Below are 17,570 nucleotides of genomic sequence, written 5' to 3'. Positions count from 1 at the left end.
CTAAGATACTTGGGTCTAGCCTAGTACACAGCAAATACAGACAACTATTACCTTTCTTCTTGACAATTCTCAGCTCTCAGGCTTTTGCAAGAGGCATAGTTATCATATTCTGGGCGGAATGAAAGTACACTGACCAAGGGTATGGTCCATCGGTAATGAACACACGCCTTCTTAATCTCGATGTACTACGGGGGCTGGCTGCAACTTTGGTTGTCTGGCAACACAGTAGTGAAGTATTTATCCGCACCCCATCCATCGCTCAGCACGGCTCGGCACTGGCTGAATTTATCAGTCAACTGGATTTTGGCAGGATAGGTGTACTTTGCTTTTTCCTAATATCCGGCTTTGTCATTCCCCACAGTCTTCTTGCATCTAATCATACTCTTAAGAGCTTTGCTATCCGCCGCTTCTTCCGCTTGTATCCTGCTTACTGGTTGTCTCTGACTGCAATTATCGGACTTACATGGTTGCTCGCTGACCGAACATTCTCTGCATCTACCATTCTTGCCAATACCACAATGCTGCAAGGTCTTATGGGGTTTGAAAGTGTTCAGATTCTATATTGGACTCTCACTGCAGAGCTGCTTTTTTACTGTCTCTGCGCACTGATGTTCACCCTTCAACTACTAGGGAATCCCAGATATCTACTCTTAGGGTGCTGGGGGGCACTATCGGTATTTGTCAGCATGCAACTTTTAGGGCAATCATCCACTCCAATTTCCCAGCTTCCCGCCACCACTACTTACCTCCCCTTTGCTATCGCAGTTATGTTCTGCGGAACCCTACTCAGGTATTGCTACGAAACAAGGCGCGGTTATCGTTATATGCTTTGGGGCCTGGTTTCGACTTTCTCGATACCACTACTCGTTATGGCCATGCACCTACTAGGTAGGTCGATCAGCGAAACTCCCCTCCGCTTTGTATCATCTCATTTCATCGCTTTAGCTATCTTCCTCGTTTTTGTATTACTTCCACCAAAGCCAATACGACATTTAGCCACTCTGGGGACTATCAGTTATTCCATTTACCTGTTTCATTTAATCGTTGTCTTTCTCGTCAGCTGGGCCATAAGCCAACCTTGGGGACAAGGGCTTACAAGTATTTCTCTATCCACGTTGCTTGTGGCAGTAACACTACTTAGCTTCGCTTTGGCGGCAGCCATTTATTGGTTGGTGGAGAGGCCCTGCATGCAATTTGGGCGTTTATTGAGCGATCGAAACGGCGGGTTAAACAGGTCAGGGGAAATGTTAAAGGGGAGTTAGTGTGGAAAACTATCGGAATAAGTTAGGGGCCTGGAAGCAAAAAAATAGCCGTAGACTTATTAGTCTACAGCTATTTTTAGCAGCCATTATTGAGTGTCTACTGCGCCCACAACAAGCTGATAGCAATAGTCCACATCATAATGCCCACCAGTACATCGAGTACCTGCCAGGTTCTGGGGTTCTTAAATAGCGGCTGCATCATGCTGCCACCCACTGAAAGAAGAGTGAACCATAACAGGGATGCACTACATGCCCCCAGCACAAAAAACCAGGTTCCATTGCCAGCATACTGCGCCCCTACTGAGCCAATCAGTACAACCGTGTCCACATACGCGTGTGGATTAAGCAGGGTTAAGGCTACTGCGGTAATCAAGGCAGAGCGGCGGGATTTCATCCACTCTTTTTGCTCTCCAAGACCTTTGTTAGTGAAAGCCGAACGGAAAGCCATGGCACCGTAGGAGAACAGGAAAGCAGCACCGAGCCAGGTCAGCCAGATCATCCAGTCGCCACCCGCTTGTGCGAGATTTGCAACCAGGAACACACCAGCTGTGATCAAGGCAATATCCATCAGTACGCATAAAGCCGCGATACTAAAGTGATATTGTCGACGGATACTCTGCGTCAGCAGAAACGCATTCTGCGCTCCGATCGCCATAATCAAACTGATGGTAGTCAAAAAACCTTTTGCGAGCGGCGCCAGCAACAACCCTGAAAACACGATGCCTCCTGTGCTTCATTCTCTAATTTGGAAGTGCCCGCAGGGCTGCGGGCCTGAATAGTGGCGCGAGATTAAGAGTCAAACTAGAATAAGTAAACTTAATTATACTGATCCATCATAAGAAATTCTTATGCTAGACCTAAAGCAACTCCAAGCCTTTGCCTTTGTCGTAGAGGAGCGCAGTTTTGACAAGGCTGCCGCCCTACTCCATGTCAGCCAGTCTGCGATTTCCCAACGAATCAAAGCCTTAGAAAGCCAGGTTGGCCAAGCCCTATTGATACGCTCCAACCCTTTGCGGCCCACTGAAGCCGGCCTCAAAGTGCTGGGGTACTACCAGCAAATGCACTTGTTACAGCAAGAGCTTCTCACTGATATCGATCCAGAGGGGGGCAAGACTCGCTATAGCAACCAGAATAAGGTTCGGATCGCACTGAATGCAGATAGCTTGGATACCTGGTTTCTGGCTGCCATCACACCATTGATTCGATCCCAGCAGTTGCTCGTGGATCTAAAGGTCGACGATCAGGACGCTACCCATGAACTGCTGAAGAATGGTGAAGTCATTGGCTGTATCAGTTCAACAACCAGTAACCTCCAGGGCTGCCAATCGGTACTGCTCGGTCACATGGCCTATTACCCGGTATGCACTAAGGCTTTTAAGAAGAAGTTTTTTTCAGACCCGATTAAAGTTGAAGAGCTCCACTACGCTCCCACAGTGGAGTTCAACTATAAGGATCAATTGCAGAGTCGTTACCTTAAACAGTTTTGGGGAGTGGAGACTGGTCAGTACCCATCTCATGAAATCCCCTCTTCAAAGAGCTTCCTCAGTTTCTTAACTCTGGGGCTAGGTTGGGGAATGGCGCCAGATATTCAGATCGCCAGCCTGCTAAAAAGTGGAAAGTTGGTGAAACTCGCTGAAGACCAGTATTTGAAGATTCCTCTTTACTGGCATGTTTGGAACTTAAAATCGAAATTGATTAAAGAGATCACTATCAACCTCACAGAACATGCTCGAAAAGCTCTGAGTCAGTAGTTCTCAAATACTCAGTGATGGTGCAACTGCCAGTATGGACAGTAGTCCAGCTGCAGTTCACCATTTTCCAGCTGTTCTAGGGTTGAGAGTGCTTGATGATATATTGGTTGATTTTCCTTATGTCGAACATTTAGATTTTTGAAGTCCCGATAGGATTCCTGATAAATTTCTTTCGCATCCTCTCCCAATAAAAAGCTAACTATTTGGTCTCCATGCTTTAACTCATAAGCGAAGTAGGCTCCATCTAGCTTTTCTTTCTGTACTAATTTAGACGGTTCAGACGTTATACGGCGAGTGTAATAATTTCCAGGCTTATCCACGATACACTGGGAATTTTCCTTGCCACAGTTTCCATTATAACTTTGCTTTAATCGCTCTATACTTTTACCGTAGTCGGGATCGGTCTGCCCGTATACAACACGTGAAACGCCTAAGAAAATCATCATTCCACTACACATCATGCAGGGTTCAAGAGTTGTATAAATACTGACATTGGAATTAGTTAAGTATTTTGTCTGAGGCCCTAAGCATTTTGTCTCAAGACATCTTTGCATTACACGCACTTCAGCGTGCTGGGTTTTATCCTCACAGACTGAAACCGAATTAAGCTGAACTCCCCCAATGCGTTTGGAAATATTATCAAATAAAACCGCACCAATATTATGGCCTCTTTTATTTTTATCAGTAGGCCTGACCCAGTCCTGGAATACAATAGAATAAGCCAACAACATCAGTATCTTATCCTGCTCATCCTTAACACTCTCAGCTTTAGCTATTCCCACAAGAGAAAGTTGTGATAGAGCAAAAAATAACAGGGAGCGAAACAACCCAGTATTTTTACTAAAAATATTCAGCTTTTTGATACTTAGGAGCCCGATTAAAGCCATTTCTCTATTTCACCAATAATAAACCTGACTCTGGCGGGTACAAGTTGGGTGCGCCTAAGCGCCAAATACAGCGTCTCACTAACGGGATTTTCAAGGCTATGTGCCTTAATCAATTTCGGCTTTCGAAATGCACTTACCGCATAGGCGGGTAAAACTGTGAAACCCAATCCCATACTAACGGGCTCCAGTATTAAGCTGATCTGGTTGGAAAACCCTTTTTGTTGAAAAGCTTCAAGACTTCTAAATTGTGGGAAGTTCGCTCCCAATAATAGACTCGCATGGTGTATACCGTCTGGATGGCCTATGTACCCCAGCGCTAAAAGCGACTCCCAGTCAGGGGTTTTCACTTCAGCCGGCGTCACTAGCAATAACCTTTCACTGGCGATCGGCCGACTGTCAATCTCCTCTGCTTGTGGCGGGCTGGTCATTAATCCAATATCAGCACCGTTTTCCGCAATGGCCTTCTCTACATCCAGGTTGGGTGCGAAACGGCAGCTAATCGATAAACCCTGGTGGATTTTCTGCAGGGACAACAACTTGGGGTAGAGCTTCAGCCCCACGCTCCCAGGGCACATTACTCGCACATCCCCATGATGGGGAGGATCTTCACCAACAATTTGCCCCAGGCTGGAAAGCTTCTGAATAATCCCCTGCCCTTCCCGATAGAGCCGATCACCAGCATCCGTGAGCGTGAAGTGCTTACCCTGCCTGACTAACAGAGCGACACCTAAGTGCTCCTCTAACTTGCGTATATGCTGACTGACCCCAGACTGAGTCATATGCAAGCGATCCGCCGTACGAGTGAAGTGCCCCTCTTCAGCTAAAGTACAGAAGCTTCTTAACCACACTGGATTTATCATTACGAATACTACTTAAAAATATTACAAATGATAATTATACGTAATGAATCAGAGGCTGTAACTTAACCGCATTCAACAAAGGAGACAGCTATGAGTAACGCATACCCGAGAACCTTTTCTCATATCGGTATTTCAGTGCCAAACCTTGAAGAAGCTGTGAAGTTTTACACCGAGGTACTTGGTTGGTATCTGATTATGAAGCCCACAGATATCACAGAGGACAAAAGTGCTATCGGTGAAATGTGCACCGACGTATTTGGCCCAAACTGGGGTAGTTTCCGCATTGCTCACTTATCGACAGGGGACCGGATTGGCGTAGAACTATTCCAGTTTAGCAATCAGGAAAACCCAGAAGATAACTTTGAATACTGGAAAACCGGGATCTTTCACTTCTGTGTGCAAGACCCCAACCTGGAAGAACTGGCGGATAAGATTGTAGCGGCCGGTGGTAAAAAACGTATGCCGGAACCCCGTTATTACTACCCCGGTGAAAAGCCTTATCGCATGATTTATATGGAAGATCCTTTTGGCAACATTCTGGAAATTTACAGCCACAGCTATGAGCTGATCTACAGTGCTGGTGCCTACTGATCTTAAGCACTCCAGAATTCACTCAGCATCACTCGAACGATGCTGAGTGAAATACCGGCACGAAGTTATTCAGAGGCTTCCTAATTTATTTTGACATTACTCAATCGCTCTGATCTGCTGTGATACTGACTACATTGCGCAAAACCAACCAAGAAACCACAAAGGCCAAAATTCCACACACCGCAATTACCCCAGCAAGCGATTCTGGTGTTCCATTAAAAACCAAACTGGTTATCAGGATAGCTACAGCCCCGATTGACAACTGCATAGTACCAGCCAGGGCAGAAGCCGTTCCCGCTATAGGGCCATGTCTTTCCATGGAGAGAATAAATGCCGTCGGAAGAACTAAACCGAGAAACATATTACATACGATAAGCATGCATATCAGTAGTACGAGATGATCAAAACCGGCCTCTATCACTAAATACATAGTCACCGAGCTTATTACAAATCCAGTCACACCCCACTTCACAAGCTTCACCATCCCTAAACGGGCACCGAAATTTGCCGAAAATTGACTCGACAGGAAGAAACTAAGCGCATTTAGAGCAAAGGCGAGACTAAATTCGGTTGGGGTCAATCCGTAGTAATTCGTATATAAGAATGAAGCTGCCGCAAAAAAAGCAAGTACACTGGCGAAACCAAACCCTCCTATACAAGTAAGCCCTATATAGATGGGATCACGCAGCAATATCGAATAAGACTCAAGCAGCGCACCTATTTTAAATGGTATGCGCTTATTCATTGGTAAGGTTTCGCGAAGGCTCGTAATAGCAAGTATCAGACTTAAAAAAGTAGCAATGGATATCCCCCAAAATATGCTGCGCCAACCAAACGAAATTAATAGCAGACTACCAATTAATGGCGCCAACATAGGAGAAATTGAAAGGACAAGAATTGCTGTCGTAAGAAGGCGAGTTGCTTGAGTACCCGTATAAGAATCTCGAATTATTGCTCGGGGAATCGACATTACCGAAGCGGCACCCACCCCTTGAAGGAAACGAAAGGCAATCAACCACTCGATAGTGGTTGCCAGGGCACAACAAATAGATGCGAAAGTAAAAACCAGCAAACCAAAATAGAGCGGCGGTTTGCGGCCAAACATATCGGAAGCGGGGCCATAAAAAATCTGACACACCCCGAACGCAATAAAATAAGCCATCAGCGTATAGGACGCGACCTGGGTTGAGGTATCGAGGGCCTTTGTCATCGCAGGTAATGCAGGCAGATACATATCAATGGCCATAGGACCAACAGAGCTCAAAAGCCCCAGGATCAACGCCATTTTTATAAAGCCTGAGTTCATCCACAGTACCTATTGAGCCAACTCCACCTTGGCACCTCTTCAAGACACCTTTCACAATTGCTAAAAAGGGAGAAGGAAAGAATACACCGCGCTTGGGACCCTATGAGGCATGGATGCCGATTAGGAGCTTACAGGGATGTATTCACAGCGTGTCTCGAGTGCGGTGTATTCTTTCCTTCCACCTCAGCAGTAAGTTCCCTCATCCTTTTCGGACTGGCAGGTCAAACCTTAACCTTCAATCGTAGCAACTTAATTTAGGACCATAAGATCAGGGGAGTTAATGGCCCATGACGCTTCTATACCGCCTGCAGACGGTATAACTAAAGGTGTTTCAGCCCTGACCTCCAAGCGTCCAGGAGGCTCCTGTGGTGCCCGGCTCTTCTTCAACACCTCTTGGTGGAAAAGCCCTGTCATTCTAGCAACTGTGATAGCTCAGGAATTTTTGCCTGGCCTGCTGGCTGCTACCAGCCACAAGCCCAAGCGACACCCGCTTTCCCCACCAACAAGACCACGTCGCCGCCTCCCTTTAAGCTCCAGACGCCCAATTACCTCGCGTGGCCGCCGTCAGCGACCCTATATCGCCAATACCCCCTGTTGGATTATCACTCTGCAACCAAACAGTGATGACGTTGACCTATTACTCAGCGTCGGGAAAATGCAGCGACTGCATATCAACACAATTGAAGGGATTGATGGGCGCTCAGGCACCCCAGAACTGGAAGAAGGTGAGCATATCGCGAGTAACGTCACCCGGTGGCGCCACTTGTGCGAACTCAAGAACTCCGAAATTGGGTGCTATCTCGCCCATTTGAGAGCAATTCGCCGGGCATACCGCTCCGGCTTGGACCGGGTCTGTATTCTGGAAGATGATGTACAGCTAGAACCCTCATTTGGCCGCGTCTTAGCGGAGTTAGAGCAACTCCCTGAAAATATCGAGATGATTCGACTGATGGGACTTAAAGTCCGCAAGCGAAAAGTCGTGCAAACCTTGAATGACGGTGTTCATCAGTTAGTGCGGCCAGAGCGGGGGTGGTGTGGAGCACAGGGATATTTGATTAACCGGCGCGGTATGGAGAAAGTCTTAAAATATGCCAGCCGTATTTTCGAACCCATCGACAAGGTATTCGATCACTTCTGGCAATTTGACCTAAAACTATATGGCGTTGAGCCCCACCTTTTGTGGGAAAACGAACACATCTCCAACATTGTTAAATCCAATATCCACCGCACGAAAGTCGCCCGGTGGCTCTATTGGCTGCACCCTTTCGGAAAACTTTGGCGCAGTGTGGGCAGGCACTTTTATTTAAGGCTCCACTCAAAAGAGTTCTATCCAGCAGAAAAACCCACACAGCGCACAGGGCGTACGGCGCGAATTAAATCTTAAGAACCCTGCGATCAATTCTCCCAATAACGCTGCATTTTTAAAAACATAAAAGAAGCGGTCCAAGTAATCATTACCAGTCCCGTAAGGGCTTCAAGGCCAGCGGTAAAACGCAGATGCCCCAGGGGCTCAATATCACCGAAACCCAGAGAGGTATAAGTGGTGAATGAGAAATAGGCGCAGTCCAGCAGGCTGCCATTAAAGTTGCCCACCAAAGTACCAAAATAAGGCGAATTCACCATAAAGTAGTAGCAGTAGGCAAACAGCCATATTTCAGCCACGTGGGCGATCAGAGCGCCAAACACCCCCAAGACAATCGCCAGGTTATGCTTGATCGGAATCCAGCGGCCAATCCGGGCAAGGGCACTCAATACTTCGTGGTGAATCAGGACGACGGTGGCGACAACTATTGAGTTCACCACAAAAGCAAATGCCAGATCAGCGTCGATCATGAAAGAACTCGCGCACTAAATTGCTTGCCTCTTCCGCCATGACTCCCGACTCCACCGTAATCTTGTGATTGAAAAAGTTGGCTTGTGCCAATTCCAGCTGGCTCTCAACAACACCGGCCCGGGGTTCGGTAGCGCCGTATACCAGCCGCCCTACCCGCGCATGTACCATTGCGCCAAAGCACATAGTACAGGGCTCAATCGTCACATATAAAGTGGTGTTTGGCAGGCGGTAGTTCTGTTGTTTATCTGCCGCTTCCCGCAGGGCTACGATTTCCGCATGGGCACTGGGGTCACAATTCCCAATCGGACGATTACTGCCCTCCCCTATGATTTTTCCATCCTGGACCAAAACCGCACCCACCGGTACTTCACCGCGCTCAGCAGCGAGTTGTGCAAGCTCCAGGGCTCGCCGCATAAATCCAAAGTCTCTGGGAGTCGCCATAAAGCTGCTCTATTACCTCTACCTTCTATCAAATGCCTGTTATTTATGTTTAATAAAACGACGAATAACAAAGTCCGCCTCCAGCTCCAGGCTGTCGCGCTCTTCGAGTTTCTGTCGTTCTTCACGGTTGCCCTTCCAGGCAAAAGGCGTCATAGCGAGAAAATCTGCAATGGCCTGCTTGCCCTTCAATGCGAAAGGGAAACAGCAACGCATATCGACTTCCGGGGTCAACTTCTCAATCACTTTTGGTGCGGGATGTTTACGCGGCTCTTTATAGAGGTACTTCTTCAGTGACCACAAGTGATCGGGGCCAGGGGATACGTCTACCAAATGGCCACCGGTTTTGATTACCCGCTCCATTTCATGATCGGGGGCTGGGGCAAAGATCTTCAGCAGGTTATCCACCGACTCCGAGACCACCGGCAAATTCACATTGCTGGCAACCACAAACTGAGCGCCACTGTCGCGCTTGGCCGCCATACGCACGCCGGATTTTGAAATGTCGATACCGGAAAGGCCGTGGCCATGCCAGCCAGCGGACTCAAGCTCTCGCAGGTAATACCCCTCACCGCAACCGATATCCAGTAAACGGCGGCCGGGCTTGTAGGGCAAGAGCGCCGAGATACTATCAACCAGAGGCCGATAGTAGCCGGCGTGAAGAAAGCGCCGCCGCGCGTGAAGCATCTCCGAAGAGTCACCGGGATCTTTGCGGCGCTTGCGATAAACGGGCAACAAATTGACGTAGCCCTCACGCGCGCGATCAAAACTATGTCGATTGGTACAGTGCCAAGTATCTTTTCCTAAAGTTAAGGGGGCAGCACAAAGCGGGCATTGCCAAATCATTCAACTTCCTGAGTGTGTCTATTCTCTTTTACAAACGAGCGCGAAGACCGCTGCATAATCAAATCTGCCGCCTTCTCCGCAATAGCGATCACAGGCGCATTGGTATTGCCACTGATCAGGGTGGGCATTATGGAGGCGTCCACAACCCTCAGTCCATCCACACCGTGTACTTTTAGCTCGCTGTCCACTACAGCCAATTCATCACTCCCCATTCGACAGGTACCTATCGGATGGTAGATGGATTCTGCATGCTGGCGAATATAGTGGATGATTGACTCTCTATCACTCAACTTCTGCTCTGGACGCAAGGACTTTTTCTTGTAGCGACTCAGTTCCTCCTGGGCGAGGATATCCTGTGCCATTTCAAATGCCTCCACCATTACCTGTAGATCCTCGGGCTCACTCAGGTAGTTGGGTTCAATTCTGGGCAGTTTGCGTGGATCGGTGGAGTCCAGAGTGATCTCACCGCGACTCTTAGGCCTCAGGGCACAGGCGTGAAGAGAGTAACCGTAGCAGGTGCGCTTATTAAACCCGTGTTGGAAAGTCGGGACTGCCGTCATGTGGAACTGAATATCCGGGTTACCCCCCGCCAGACTGGAACTGGCAAAGCCCCCCGCCTCGGCCACATTGCTGGTTAAGGGCCCTTTATTTAAAAAGATCAGTTCTGGCAGGCGCATTGCGGTGAGGAGCTTCGGCCATAGCGCCTCAGAAAAGCTAACCGCTTCAGAGGCTTCCACTACTTGTATGATATCCAGGTGGTCCTGTAGGTTTTTTCCAACACCGGGAAGGTGCGCTTGCGAAGTCACTCCAGATTTACGCAATTGGTCCTGATCCCCAATACCGGATAGCAACAATAGCTGTGGCGACTGGATAGCACCCGCACTTAAAATCACTTCCTTGTTCGCCAGGATTTTAGTGCCATCAAGCAATTCGACGCCGGTCGCTTTCTCTCCCCTGAGAATAATCCTCGCCACCTGGCTGTTGGTACGAACATGTAGGTTAGAGCGGCTGGAAACTGGGTGCAGATAAGCTGTAGCCGCAGAGCAGCGGCGTCCGCGCCGTTGGGTTACTTGGTAAAAACCCACTCCATTTTGCTGGCTGCCATTAAAATCATTATTCGGCCGGTGTCCCAGGGACTCAGCTGCGCGTAAAAAAGCATGCCCCGATCGGGTTTTCCACTTTAAATCCGAGACCGACAGAGGGCCGTAGCCACTGTGGTGCGCATCAGTACCCCGTTCATTGCCTTCCGACATTAAGAAGTAAGGCAACAGGCCCTTCCAACCCCAACCGGGATTACCCTCTGCTTCCCAGGCATCGTAGTCATCGCTGTTTCCACGGATATAAACCATGGCATTGATAGAGCTACTACCCCCGAGGGTCCTGCCCCTCGGCCAAAACAGTTTCCTGTCATTCAGGTGCTTTTGTGGCGTGGTATGGTGGTGTAGGTTATAGCGAGTACCCGGTAGCAACTCGCCAATACCGACAGGGATGGAGATCAAGGGGCTCCGGTCTTTAGGACCCGCCTCCAGAAGACAAACTCGATTCTGCTCTTCGGCACTGAGCCGATTTGCTAAAACACAACCGGCGGAGCCGGCACCTACGATCACATAATCAAAAATCATTTGAGTGGACATGGGACCTCAGCACCTTTGTAGCTGGATGGTCCACTGACGGTACACTCAAGCTGTGAATAATGACAGGCTGGAGGTCACCCAAGCATGCCCAATTCCGAATTCAGTGATGATCAGGTACTCACCTGCTGGCATAAGAATGCTCATGAGTGGACTAAAGTAGTAGACAATGCCGCCATTCCCAGCCGCCGACTGGTCACTGATGCCGCCATTGTCAACACAATCATGGCGTACCGGCCTGCGAGTATTTTAGATATCGGTTGCGGTGAAGGCTGGCTCAGCAGAAAGCTGGCGGAGCAAGGTATTCGAGTCTGTGGTGTCGATGGCGTTAAAGATTTAGTGGATATTGCCAGCGCTCGAGCAGGCGCCAATGAGTCCTACCGGCGATTGCAATACGAAGAAATTTGCGCCGAAAAACTGGAACAGCAGTTTGAACTTATCGTGTGTAACTTCTCCCTCATCGGAAAGGAATCTGTCGAGCAACTATTCGGCAATGCACGCGAGTTAATGCTGCCCGGTGGGTATTTTGTCATCCAAACTCTTCACCCCCATCAGGCCTGCGGTAATGAGACCTATCGAGATGGATGGCGCCCGGGATCTTGGGAAGGTATTGAGGGAGATTTTGAAGAGGCCGCTCCCTGGTATTTCCGCACCCTGGAAAGTTGGGTCCAGCTATTTCGTGACAACAGCTTTGCCATAGAAGCGATTCACGAACCCAGAGCCGATAGCCAACCAACCCCATCCTCACTGATTATTTGTGGGAGAATTTTGCGGTAGCGCATTTTGGAACTCTTTCCTGGCACCTAAGCCCCGATCCGGTGGAAAGAGGAGCTATTCAAGACAATTTTTTCATCAGCATTGGCACAGAAATACCAAAACAATAATAAAAAAACATTGGCGGGCTCCTGCTCACGCTCGCGACCACTTAGACAAAAATGAAAAAGTATCCATTTCATGCGGCCTCCAAGGAAAGAGATGACTTTTTCGGACTGTCCAGTAAGTGGAGTTGCATCAGCCGCCTAATTAATTCGAAAAAATGCTTTGTTAAGGGTGACCCATAATAAATTCAACGACCGCTTGCGGCCATCGAAATGAGAAGTTGACACCCAGGGGTAAACAGAATGCTACTCTGCAGTTTCCGATTCAGCGCCAATCAACTAGTGCCAAAAACCGTTGGCCTATTTCTTCTGCCCGCGTGCTGCGTCTGTTCTGCCGATGAGTTATTTATCCCGGATTCCCATGAAACCCTGAATATGGAATCCGGCAGTCTGTTTTTCTCCGACAGTGCATTTGCAATGGATAACGAAGCCCTGGTCCAGGCCGCCGAATACTTGCGCACCAATAGTATGAGCAACGTACAGCGACGTCTGAATTACCAGTGGCTGCAGATGCACACCAATCCAGATAAGTTTAAGCCCCTGAAAGGTGGCAAGGCATTATCCAAAATCCTGCGAATGGGTCTAGAAACCTACAAGACACAGAACTCCCGCGCCGCACGTACAGGCTTGCTCAGGTACACCAACAACGAGGGCAAGATTGGCAGCTCGGTGGACTACGGCATCTCTCTGTCCGACGACAAATTCAAGTTCTCTTTTGAGCTGGAGTTTTAGGGAGCCCCTGAACTCAGGCGCGCTACCTCTCCTTCCCCGTTTACAGGTTTGTTAGAATCTCCGCCACTTAAAACCGGCGGAGATAACCGTGAGTAGCTCGAACACCCCCAAATCCTTTCCTGAACTCCCTGTTGCCGGGGTGGGTCCACGCCTGGCCGCACTGCTCTACGACCTGCTGATACTGATGGGCCTACTGGTGGTTTACGGCTTTATCGCGCTGATGGTTGCCTCTACCGTGGTGGGCCTCAACTGCCAGCCCGCGGCAAATGACTACAACCCCTGTGTCAGCGGGCCATTCTTCCAGCTGGGCGCTCTAGCGGTTATCGTAGGGTATTACTTCTGGTCCTGGAGGGCTGCGGGTCAAACTGTGGGGATGCGCGCCTGGCGTCTGCTGCTGGCGAGCCCAAACGGAGCCCAGCTCACTTGGCGCCAGTGCATCCTCCGCGCCATCGTAGCGCCGCTGTCTATTGCTTGTTTGGGACTCGGTTACTTCTCTGCCTGGGCCAGATCCGACAAGGCCACATGGCATGACCTTATCTCCGAATCCGAGGTGCGCGTACTTCCCAAGAAGTCGAAAAAGTAGAAGGCCAGGGGCCCTAACGGGCCCGCTGCAGTAAATACCATCCCGCGCCAAAGCACAGCAATATCGGTAGTAGCACCGCGAGGAAAGGCGGGAAACCAAATACCAGGGAAGATGGCCCCAGCATATCCTGGACAAACTGGAACACCAGGCCAACCACCAACCCGGTAAACACACGCAGCCCGGTGGTTACTTCCCGCAGAGGGCCAAAAATAAAGGAAATCGCCACCATCACCAGACTCGCGATAGTGAGAGGCTGCAATACTTTTTTCCAGAACTGCAACCAGTAGCGACTGGAGTCTTCACCCTTGCGATCGAGGAATTTGCCGTAAGCCCACAGATTGCGCGGTGACAGATCCGCTGGCAAAGGCACCACCAGGGCGAATAACTCTGGCGAAATCTCCGCCTTCCATTCGGTCGTAGGTAACGCCTCACTCTCGGTATGCTCACCGGTGAAGATGGTCGTGCGGCTATTCTCCAGTTCCCAGCGCTTGCCGTCAAAATGGCCGCGCTCAGCAAACTCCACCTGCTCCAGCTCTCGATCAGCACCGAAGTGGTAGCGGGTAACACCGTAAAGCTCACCATCCGGCAGCGCCGCGTTGAAGTGCACAAACTCGCCGCTGTCTTTCAGCCACAGGCCACTTTCCAGACCGCTCGCCTCCAGCTCACCCAATGCCCGGGCTTTGTCACTCTCGGCAATTACATTGGTCTTGGGAATAACAAATTCCGCCAGGCCCAAACCCAGTAAAATCAGCAGCATAATGGGCTTCATCACCGCCCAGGTAATCCGACCGATTGAGACTCCGGCAGACCGCATAACGGTCAGCTCACTGGTACCTGCCAATGAACCCAGTCCCACCAGACACCCGACCAGGGCGGAAAAGCCCAGCTGTTCATAGATACGCGCCGGCAATGTCCAGGCAACGTACTTGATTGCGTCAATAAACCCGTAATCCTTCTTCAGGTCTCCCAGCTGATCCACTAGGGCAAAGACGACTGTGAGGCCAAGGATAATCAACAAAGCCGCACCGACTGAAACTAAGACTGTGCGAGCGATATACAGATCAAGCTTATTCATTTGGCAGCTCCTCCACCCCGGGCAACCGCTTGGGTGGCGCCTTGCGCCAACTTCTTCCCGCCAACAATAACAAACCTATTAGAACGAAAGGTGGGTGCACCAACCAGATCATTGCTGGATTAGCAATCTTGCCATCCTCAACTGCCCCCCTTAACCCCTGTAGGATCACCAAATAGGTGATATACAGTAAAATGGCAGGGATCATCTTCGCAAAGCGCCCCTGGCGAGGATTTGTACGAGACAGAGGCACAGCCAAAATAGCTACAACTAACACCAGGACCGGAAGGCTCAGTCGCCAATAAAGATAAGCTTTCTCCTGGGGGGTATCGCCCTCAAGTAGGTCCAAGGTCGATGCCGATTCCATCTGGTCCTGCTGGCGACTGCGCTCTCGGGGCACCTCAAGAATCACAGAATAACTAGTAAATTTCATCTGGCGATACTCCCGCTCTCCGGGAACACCTTCATAGCGAAAGCCGTCGCGTAATACTAAGTAGCGCAGCCCCGTCTTGGGATCGATTTCCTGCACGCCTTCACGGGCACGGATTACAACTTGCTGATCCGCCTCAGTTTCCTCCTCCGCGCCCCCCAACTCCGCCAGGAACACCCCCAGCATGGTGGACTTGTCCTCGCTCAGCGCATCGGCGTAGTAAACCGCACGGCCGCCCTGAGAGGACACAAACTTCTTTGGTACCAGATGATCAAATTCGTTGCGCGCCTTTTCTGCATTCAACAGACTGGTGGAACGCTCCATACCCGCCGGAGAGAAATACAAACTCATTGAGGCTACCACCAATGCCAGCATCAGAGCTGGAATCATGGTGTAACCCAGCAAGCGCCAATCACTGAAACCACAGGCGTGCAGAACCGTCATTTCACTTTCTATATAAAGGCGCCCATAAACCCATAGAATCCCTACGAACAGGCCCATTGGCAGAACCAGTTCCAGGAACCCCGGCAAGCGGAAACCCATCAAAGAAAGTAGGACATTCGCTGAAATATCACCTGTCGCAGCCTCGGCTAGATATTTCACGAACCGGAGACTCATCACAATTAACAACAAAACTGCGCTGACCGCCAGCGTGACAAGCATCAGCTCGCGGCAGAGATAGCGAAAAATAATCACAGGGCGAACAAATTCCTTGGTGACAGCGGTGTGATGGTGTCTGAATCAAAAACGAGCAAGTTTCCCTCTAGGTACAGCAATCCATAGGCAGGCGGGTTAAACTTGTGCGACGCATTATCACTAAAAATTCTTGCTATGTCTCGGCCTAGAGACATGCAATCTATTGTCAGATTTTAAGGAAAGCGAAAAATGCAGTTCTCCGCCAAGGTTGCAGATATCAGTAAACAACGCAGTGCCTGCTCTATTATTTCAGCAGATGCCAAAAATAACCTCAGCGAAAGTGGAAAAAGCCTGGATAAATTGACCGGGGGAATGATTGCAAAAATCCTCAAGCGCGGGGACTTGGGGGCCAAATCCGGCAGCACCCAGCTGATCAATCTTATCGACGTTCCCAGCGAGCGCGTTCTGGTCGTACGCACCGGTAAAGGCACCATCAGCCAGGCGGAATTCCGCAAGCTGGCAGCCAGCAGTGCCAATGGGGTAAAGAACTTTAAAGAGGCCGCGAGCTACCTGTGCGAAGTAGAGGTTGAAGGTGCCGATAATCGCTGGAAAGCACAGCAAATCGCCATGGCCGCCGGTCTGGCAAGCTATCGCTACACCCTGTCCCGCACCGATGCAAAGCCCCTGCCCCTGGCGAAATTCACCATCCACGCCCCAGAGAAAAAGCAGCTGAAAGCTATTCAAGGCGGCATGGAAGTGGGTGCCGCTCAAGCACTGGGCAGCAATGTCGCCCGTGATTTGGGGGATCTCCCAGGCAATATCTGTACCCCCAACTACCTGGTTGCCCAGGCGAAGGCGCTGGCCAAAAAACATGCAAAGCTCACCACCAGCGTGCTGGACGAAAAGAAAATGAAAGCCCTGGGCATGGGTGCTTTCCTCAGCGTATCCAAGGGCAGCGACGAGCCCCCCGCCCTGATTGCCATGAATTACAAAGGTGGCAAGGCCAGCGAAAAACCTGTGGTATTGGTTGGTAAAGGCATCACCTTCGATAGCGGCGGCATCAGCATCAAGCCGGGCCAGGCTATGGACGAAATGAAATACGACATGGGCGGTGCCGCCAGTGTCTTCGGCGTAATGAACGCCCTGGTTGAACTGCAGCCTTCTATCAACGTAGTAGGCCTGGTTGCCGCTGCTGAAAATATGCCCAGCGGCCGCGCCAGCAAGCCCGGTGATGTTGTGACTTCCATGTCCGGCAAAACCATCGAAATTCTCAACACCGATGCCGAAGGGCGCCTGGTTCTGTGCGATACGATCACCTACGCAGCCAAGTTCAAGCCCAGCGCAGTGATTGATATCGCCACCCTCACCGGTGCCTGTGTTATTGCCCTGGGCCATCACGCCACCGGTCTCTACGCCAATAACGAAGAACTGGCCAAGAGCCTCCTCCAGGCCGGCGAAACTACTGGCGACCGCGCATGGCAAATGCCACTGTGGGACGAGTACCAGTCCTCCCTGGATTCCAATTTTGCCGATATCCAAAATATCGGTGGACGCGAAGCCGGTTCAGTAACCGCTGCCTGCTTCCTGGCGCGTTTTGCCAAAGACTACAAATGGGCACATATGGATATTGCCGGTAGCGCCTGGAAGTCCGGCGCACAGAAAGGCGCAACCGGCCGTCCGGTTCCCCTACTGGTTGAATATCTACTGGGCAAATAAGTAGCCAAAGCGCACAATAGCCGCCGGCACCATCGGTGCCCGGCCGCCGGGCGGTCCATTGATTAATGGGCCGCTTTTGTTTTTGGCGGCATATCAATATGGCCGGGATTATTTGAC

The 17,570-nt window shown here is 50.2% G+C and carries 19 protein-coding genes; 8 read left to right on the top strand and 11 right to left on the bottom strand.

Translation table 11 applies throughout. From position 1 onward, the window contains the following. Positions 1–155 precede the first annotated feature (155 nt). Complete coding sequence (locus ACJJIY_RS10175) at positions 156–1,262, top strand: acyltransferase family protein (RefSeq protein WP_444894974.1); 1,107 nt, start codon at positions 156–158, stop codon at positions 1,260–1,262. 97 nt (positions 1,263–1,359) lie between these two features. Here the strand turns inward: ACJJIY_RS10175 and ACJJIY_RS10170 are convergent, their stop codons facing one another. Continuing rightward, positions 1,360–1,980, bottom strand: a complete 621-nt coding sequence (locus ACJJIY_RS10170) for a LysE/ArgO family amino acid transporter (RefSeq protein ID WP_444894975.1) — start codon at positions 1,978–1,980, stop codon at positions 1,360–1,362. A gap of 130 nt (positions 1,981–2,110) precedes the next feature. On the opposite strand from ACJJIY_RS10170, the gene ACJJIY_RS10165 reads away from it, so the two are divergent. After that, positions 2,111–3,013, top strand: a complete 903-nt coding sequence (locus ACJJIY_RS10165) for a LysR family transcriptional regulator ArgP (protein WP_413664659.1) — start codon at positions 2,111–2,113, stop codon at positions 3,011–3,013. An 11-nt stretch (positions 3,014–3,024) separates the two neighbouring features. Here the strand turns inward: ACJJIY_RS10165 and ACJJIY_RS10160 are convergent, their stop codons facing one another. Together ACJJIY_RS10160 and ACJJIY_RS10155 are read right to left on the bottom strand one after the other, a co-directional pair. Next, on the bottom strand, positions 3,025–3,900 hold the full coding sequence (locus tag ACJJIY_RS10160) for a nucleoside deaminase (protein ID WP_444894976.1): 876 nt from the start codon (positions 3,898–3,900) through the stop codon (positions 3,025–3,027). Beyond that, the gene (locus ACJJIY_RS10155) at positions 3,891–4,760 is read right to left on the bottom strand and encodes a LysR family transcriptional regulator (RefSeq protein ID WP_444894977.1); all 870 of its coding nucleotides are present in this window, start codon (positions 4,758–4,760) and stop codon (positions 3,891–3,893) included. Before ACJJIY_RS10155 ends, ACJJIY_RS10160 begins: the two co-directional genes overlap by 10 nt. 90 nt (positions 4,761–4,850) lie before the next feature. Here ACJJIY_RS10155 and ACJJIY_RS10150 point away from each other — a divergent pair, with 90 nt between their 5' ends. Beyond that, entirely contained in the window at positions 4,851–5,351 is a 501-nt protein-coding gene (locus ACJJIY_RS10150; RefSeq protein WP_282933974.1) for a lactoylglutathione lyase family protein, read from the top strand. 100 nt (positions 5,352–5,451) lie between these two features. Here the strand turns inward: ACJJIY_RS10150 and ACJJIY_RS10145 are convergent, their stop codons facing one another. Beyond that, complete coding sequence (locus ACJJIY_RS10145; protein ID WP_445359542.1) at positions 5,452–6,657, bottom strand: multidrug effflux MFS transporter; 1,206 nt, start codon at positions 6,655–6,657, stop codon at positions 5,452–5,454. Between the two features lie 280 nt (positions 6,658–6,937). Here ACJJIY_RS10145 and ACJJIY_RS10140 point away from each other — a divergent pair, with 280 nt between their 5' ends. Continuing rightward, positions 6,938–8,041 (top strand): glycosyltransferase family 25 protein, encoded by a 1,104-nt coding sequence (locus tag ACJJIY_RS10140; protein WP_445359541.1) that lies wholly within the window; start codon positions 6,938–6,940, stop codon positions 8,039–8,041. A gap of 11 nt (positions 8,042–8,052) precedes the next feature. On the opposite strand, the gene ACJJIY_RS10135 is transcribed toward ACJJIY_RS10140, so the two are convergent. From ACJJIY_RS10135 to ACJJIY_RS10120, 4 genes are read right to left on the bottom strand one after another with little or no spacing between them, the layout of a single operon-like run. Then, positions 8,053–8,490 (bottom strand): ion channel, encoded by a 438-nt coding sequence (locus ACJJIY_RS10135; protein WP_192879377.1) that lies wholly within the window; start codon positions 8,488–8,490, stop codon positions 8,053–8,055. Beyond that, positions 8,477–8,932 (bottom strand): tRNA adenosine(34) deaminase TadA, encoded by a 456-nt coding sequence (tadA, locus tag ACJJIY_RS10130; protein WP_445359540.1) that lies wholly within the window; start codon positions 8,930–8,932, stop codon positions 8,477–8,479. Before tadA ends, ACJJIY_RS10135 begins: the two co-directional genes overlap by 14 nt. A 39-nt stretch (positions 8,933–8,971) precedes the next feature. After that, a complete protein-coding gene (locus tag ACJJIY_RS10125; protein ID WP_444914512.1) occupies positions 8,972–9,775 on the bottom strand; it encodes a putative RNA methyltransferase in 804 nt (267 codons plus the stop codon). Beyond that, the gene (locus ACJJIY_RS10120; RefSeq protein ID WP_444894980.1) at positions 9,772–11,409 is read right to left on the bottom strand and encodes a GMC family oxidoreductase; all 1,638 of its coding nucleotides are present in this window, start codon (positions 11,407–11,409) and stop codon (positions 9,772–9,774) included. Before ACJJIY_RS10120 ends, ACJJIY_RS10125 begins: the two co-directional genes overlap by 4 nt. Positions 11,410–11,493: 84 nt before the next feature. Between ACJJIY_RS10120 and ACJJIY_RS10115 the strand changes: the two genes are divergently transcribed. Next, the gene (locus ACJJIY_RS10115) at positions 11,494–12,183 is read left to right on the top strand and encodes a class I SAM-dependent methyltransferase (protein ID WP_445359539.1); all 690 of its coding nucleotides are present in this window, start codon (positions 11,494–11,496) and stop codon (positions 12,181–12,183) included. 26 nt (positions 12,184–12,209) lie between these two features. Here the strand turns inward: ACJJIY_RS10115 and ACJJIY_RS10110 are convergent, their stop codons facing one another. Continuing rightward, positions 12,210–12,362: a hypothetical protein gene (locus ACJJIY_RS10110; RefSeq protein ID WP_413664650.1), complete on the bottom strand. Its 153-nt coding sequence runs from the start codon at positions 12,360–12,362 to the stop codon at positions 12,210–12,212. A 165-nt stretch (positions 12,363–12,527) separates the two neighbouring features. Here ACJJIY_RS10110 and ACJJIY_RS10105 point away from each other — a divergent pair, with 165 nt between their 5' ends. Further along, complete coding sequence (locus ACJJIY_RS10105; protein ID WP_413664649.1) at positions 12,528–13,016, top strand: hypothetical protein; 489 nt, start codon at positions 12,528–12,530, stop codon at positions 13,014–13,016. A gap of 88 nt (positions 13,017–13,104) precedes the next feature. After that, positions 13,105–13,599: an RDD family protein gene (locus ACJJIY_RS10100; RefSeq protein WP_444892962.1), complete on the top strand. Its 495-nt coding sequence runs from the start codon at positions 13,105–13,107 to the stop codon at positions 13,597–13,599. A 13-nt stretch (positions 13,600–13,612) separates the two neighbouring features. Here ACJJIY_RS10100 and lptG read toward each other — a convergent pair whose 3' ends face one another. Together lptG and lptF are read right to left on the bottom strand one after the other, a co-directional pair. Next, positions 13,613–14,674, bottom strand: a complete 1,062-nt coding sequence (gene lptG, locus ACJJIY_RS10095) for an LPS export ABC transporter permease LptG (protein ID WP_444935099.1) — start codon at positions 14,672–14,674, stop codon at positions 13,613–13,615. Then, the gene (lptF, locus tag ACJJIY_RS10090) at positions 14,667–15,797 is read right to left on the bottom strand and encodes an LPS export ABC transporter permease LptF (protein ID WP_444894983.1); all 1,131 of its coding nucleotides are present in this window, start codon (positions 15,795–15,797) and stop codon (positions 14,667–14,669) included. The genes lptG and lptF overlap by 8 nt, the downstream gene beginning before the upstream one ends. A gap of 189 nt (positions 15,798–15,986) precedes the next feature. On the opposite strand from lptF, the gene ACJJIY_RS10085 reads away from it, so the two are divergent. Beyond that, the gene (locus ACJJIY_RS10085; protein ID WP_444894984.1) at positions 15,987–17,453 is read left to right on the top strand and encodes a leucyl aminopeptidase; all 1,467 of its coding nucleotides are present in this window, start codon (positions 15,987–15,989) and stop codon (positions 17,451–17,453) included. Positions 17,454–17,570: the final 117 nt, after the last annotated feature.

This window comes from Microbulbifer maximicatervae (SeqCode) (genome assembly GCF_052468155.1).
The sequence above is the reverse complement of the archived record's forward strand: the minus strand, read 5'-3'. Positions and strand labels throughout refer to the sequence as shown.

Bases quoted from the DNA above. Each gene is read 5' to 3' on its own strand.
- ACJJIY_RS10175 (WP_444894974.1), top strand. From the start codon at position 156: ATGAACACACGCCTTCTTAATCTCGATGTACTACGGGGGCTGGCTGCA.
- ACJJIY_RS10165 (WP_413664659.1), top strand. From the start codon at position 2,111: ATGCTAGACCTAAAGCAACTCCAAGCCTTTGCCTTTGTCGTAGAGGAG.
- ACJJIY_RS10160 (WP_444894976.1), bottom strand. From the start codon at position 3,900: ATGGCTTTAATCGGGCTCCTAAGTATCAAAAAGCTGAATATTTTTAGT.
- ACJJIY_RS10155 (WP_444894977.1), bottom strand. From the start codon at position 4,760: ATGATAAATCCAGTGTGGTTAAGAAGCTTCTGTACTTTAGCTGAAGAG.
- ACJJIY_RS10150 (WP_282933974.1), top strand. From the start codon at position 4,851: ATGAGTAACGCATACCCGAGAACCTTTTCTCATATCGGTATTTCAGTG.
- ACJJIY_RS10145 (WP_445359542.1), bottom strand. From the start codon at position 6,657: ATGAACTCAGGCTTTATAAAAATGGCGTTGATCCTGGGGCTTTTGAGC.
- ACJJIY_RS10140 (WP_445359541.1), top strand. From the start codon at position 6,938: ATGGCCCATGACGCTTCTATACCGCCTGCAGACGGTATAACTAAAGGT.
- ACJJIY_RS10135 (WP_192879377.1), bottom strand. From the start codon at position 8,490: ATGATCGACGCTGATCTGGCATTTGCTTTTGTGGTGAACTCAATAGTT.
- tadA (WP_445359540.1), bottom strand. From the start codon at position 8,932: ATGGCGACTCCCAGAGACTTTGGATTTATGCGGCGAGCCCTGGAGCTT.
- ACJJIY_RS10125 (WP_444914512.1), bottom strand. From the start codon at position 9,775: ATGATTTGGCAATGCCCGCTTTGTGCTGCCCCCTTAACTTTAGGAAAA.
- ACJJIY_RS10120 (WP_444894980.1), bottom strand. From the start codon at position 11,409: ATGTCCACTCAAATGATTTTTGATTATGTGATCGTAGGTGCCGGCTCC.
- ACJJIY_RS10115 (WP_445359539.1), top strand. From the start codon at position 11,494: ATGCCCAATTCCGAATTCAGTGATGATCAGGTACTCACCTGCTGGCAT.
- ACJJIY_RS10110 (WP_413664650.1), bottom strand. From the start codon at position 12,362: ATGAAATGGATACTTTTTCATTTTTGTCTAAGTGGTCGCGAGCGTGAG.
- ACJJIY_RS10105 (WP_413664649.1), top strand. From the start codon at position 12,528: ATGCTACTCTGCAGTTTCCGATTCAGCGCCAATCAACTAGTGCCAAAA.
- lptG (WP_444935099.1), bottom strand. From the start codon at position 14,674: ATGAATAAGCTTGATCTGTATATCGCTCGCACAGTCTTAGTTTCAGTC.
- ACJJIY_RS10085 (WP_444894984.1), top strand. From the start codon at position 15,987: ATGCAGTTCTCCGCCAAGGTTGCAGATATCAGTAAACAACGCAGTGCC.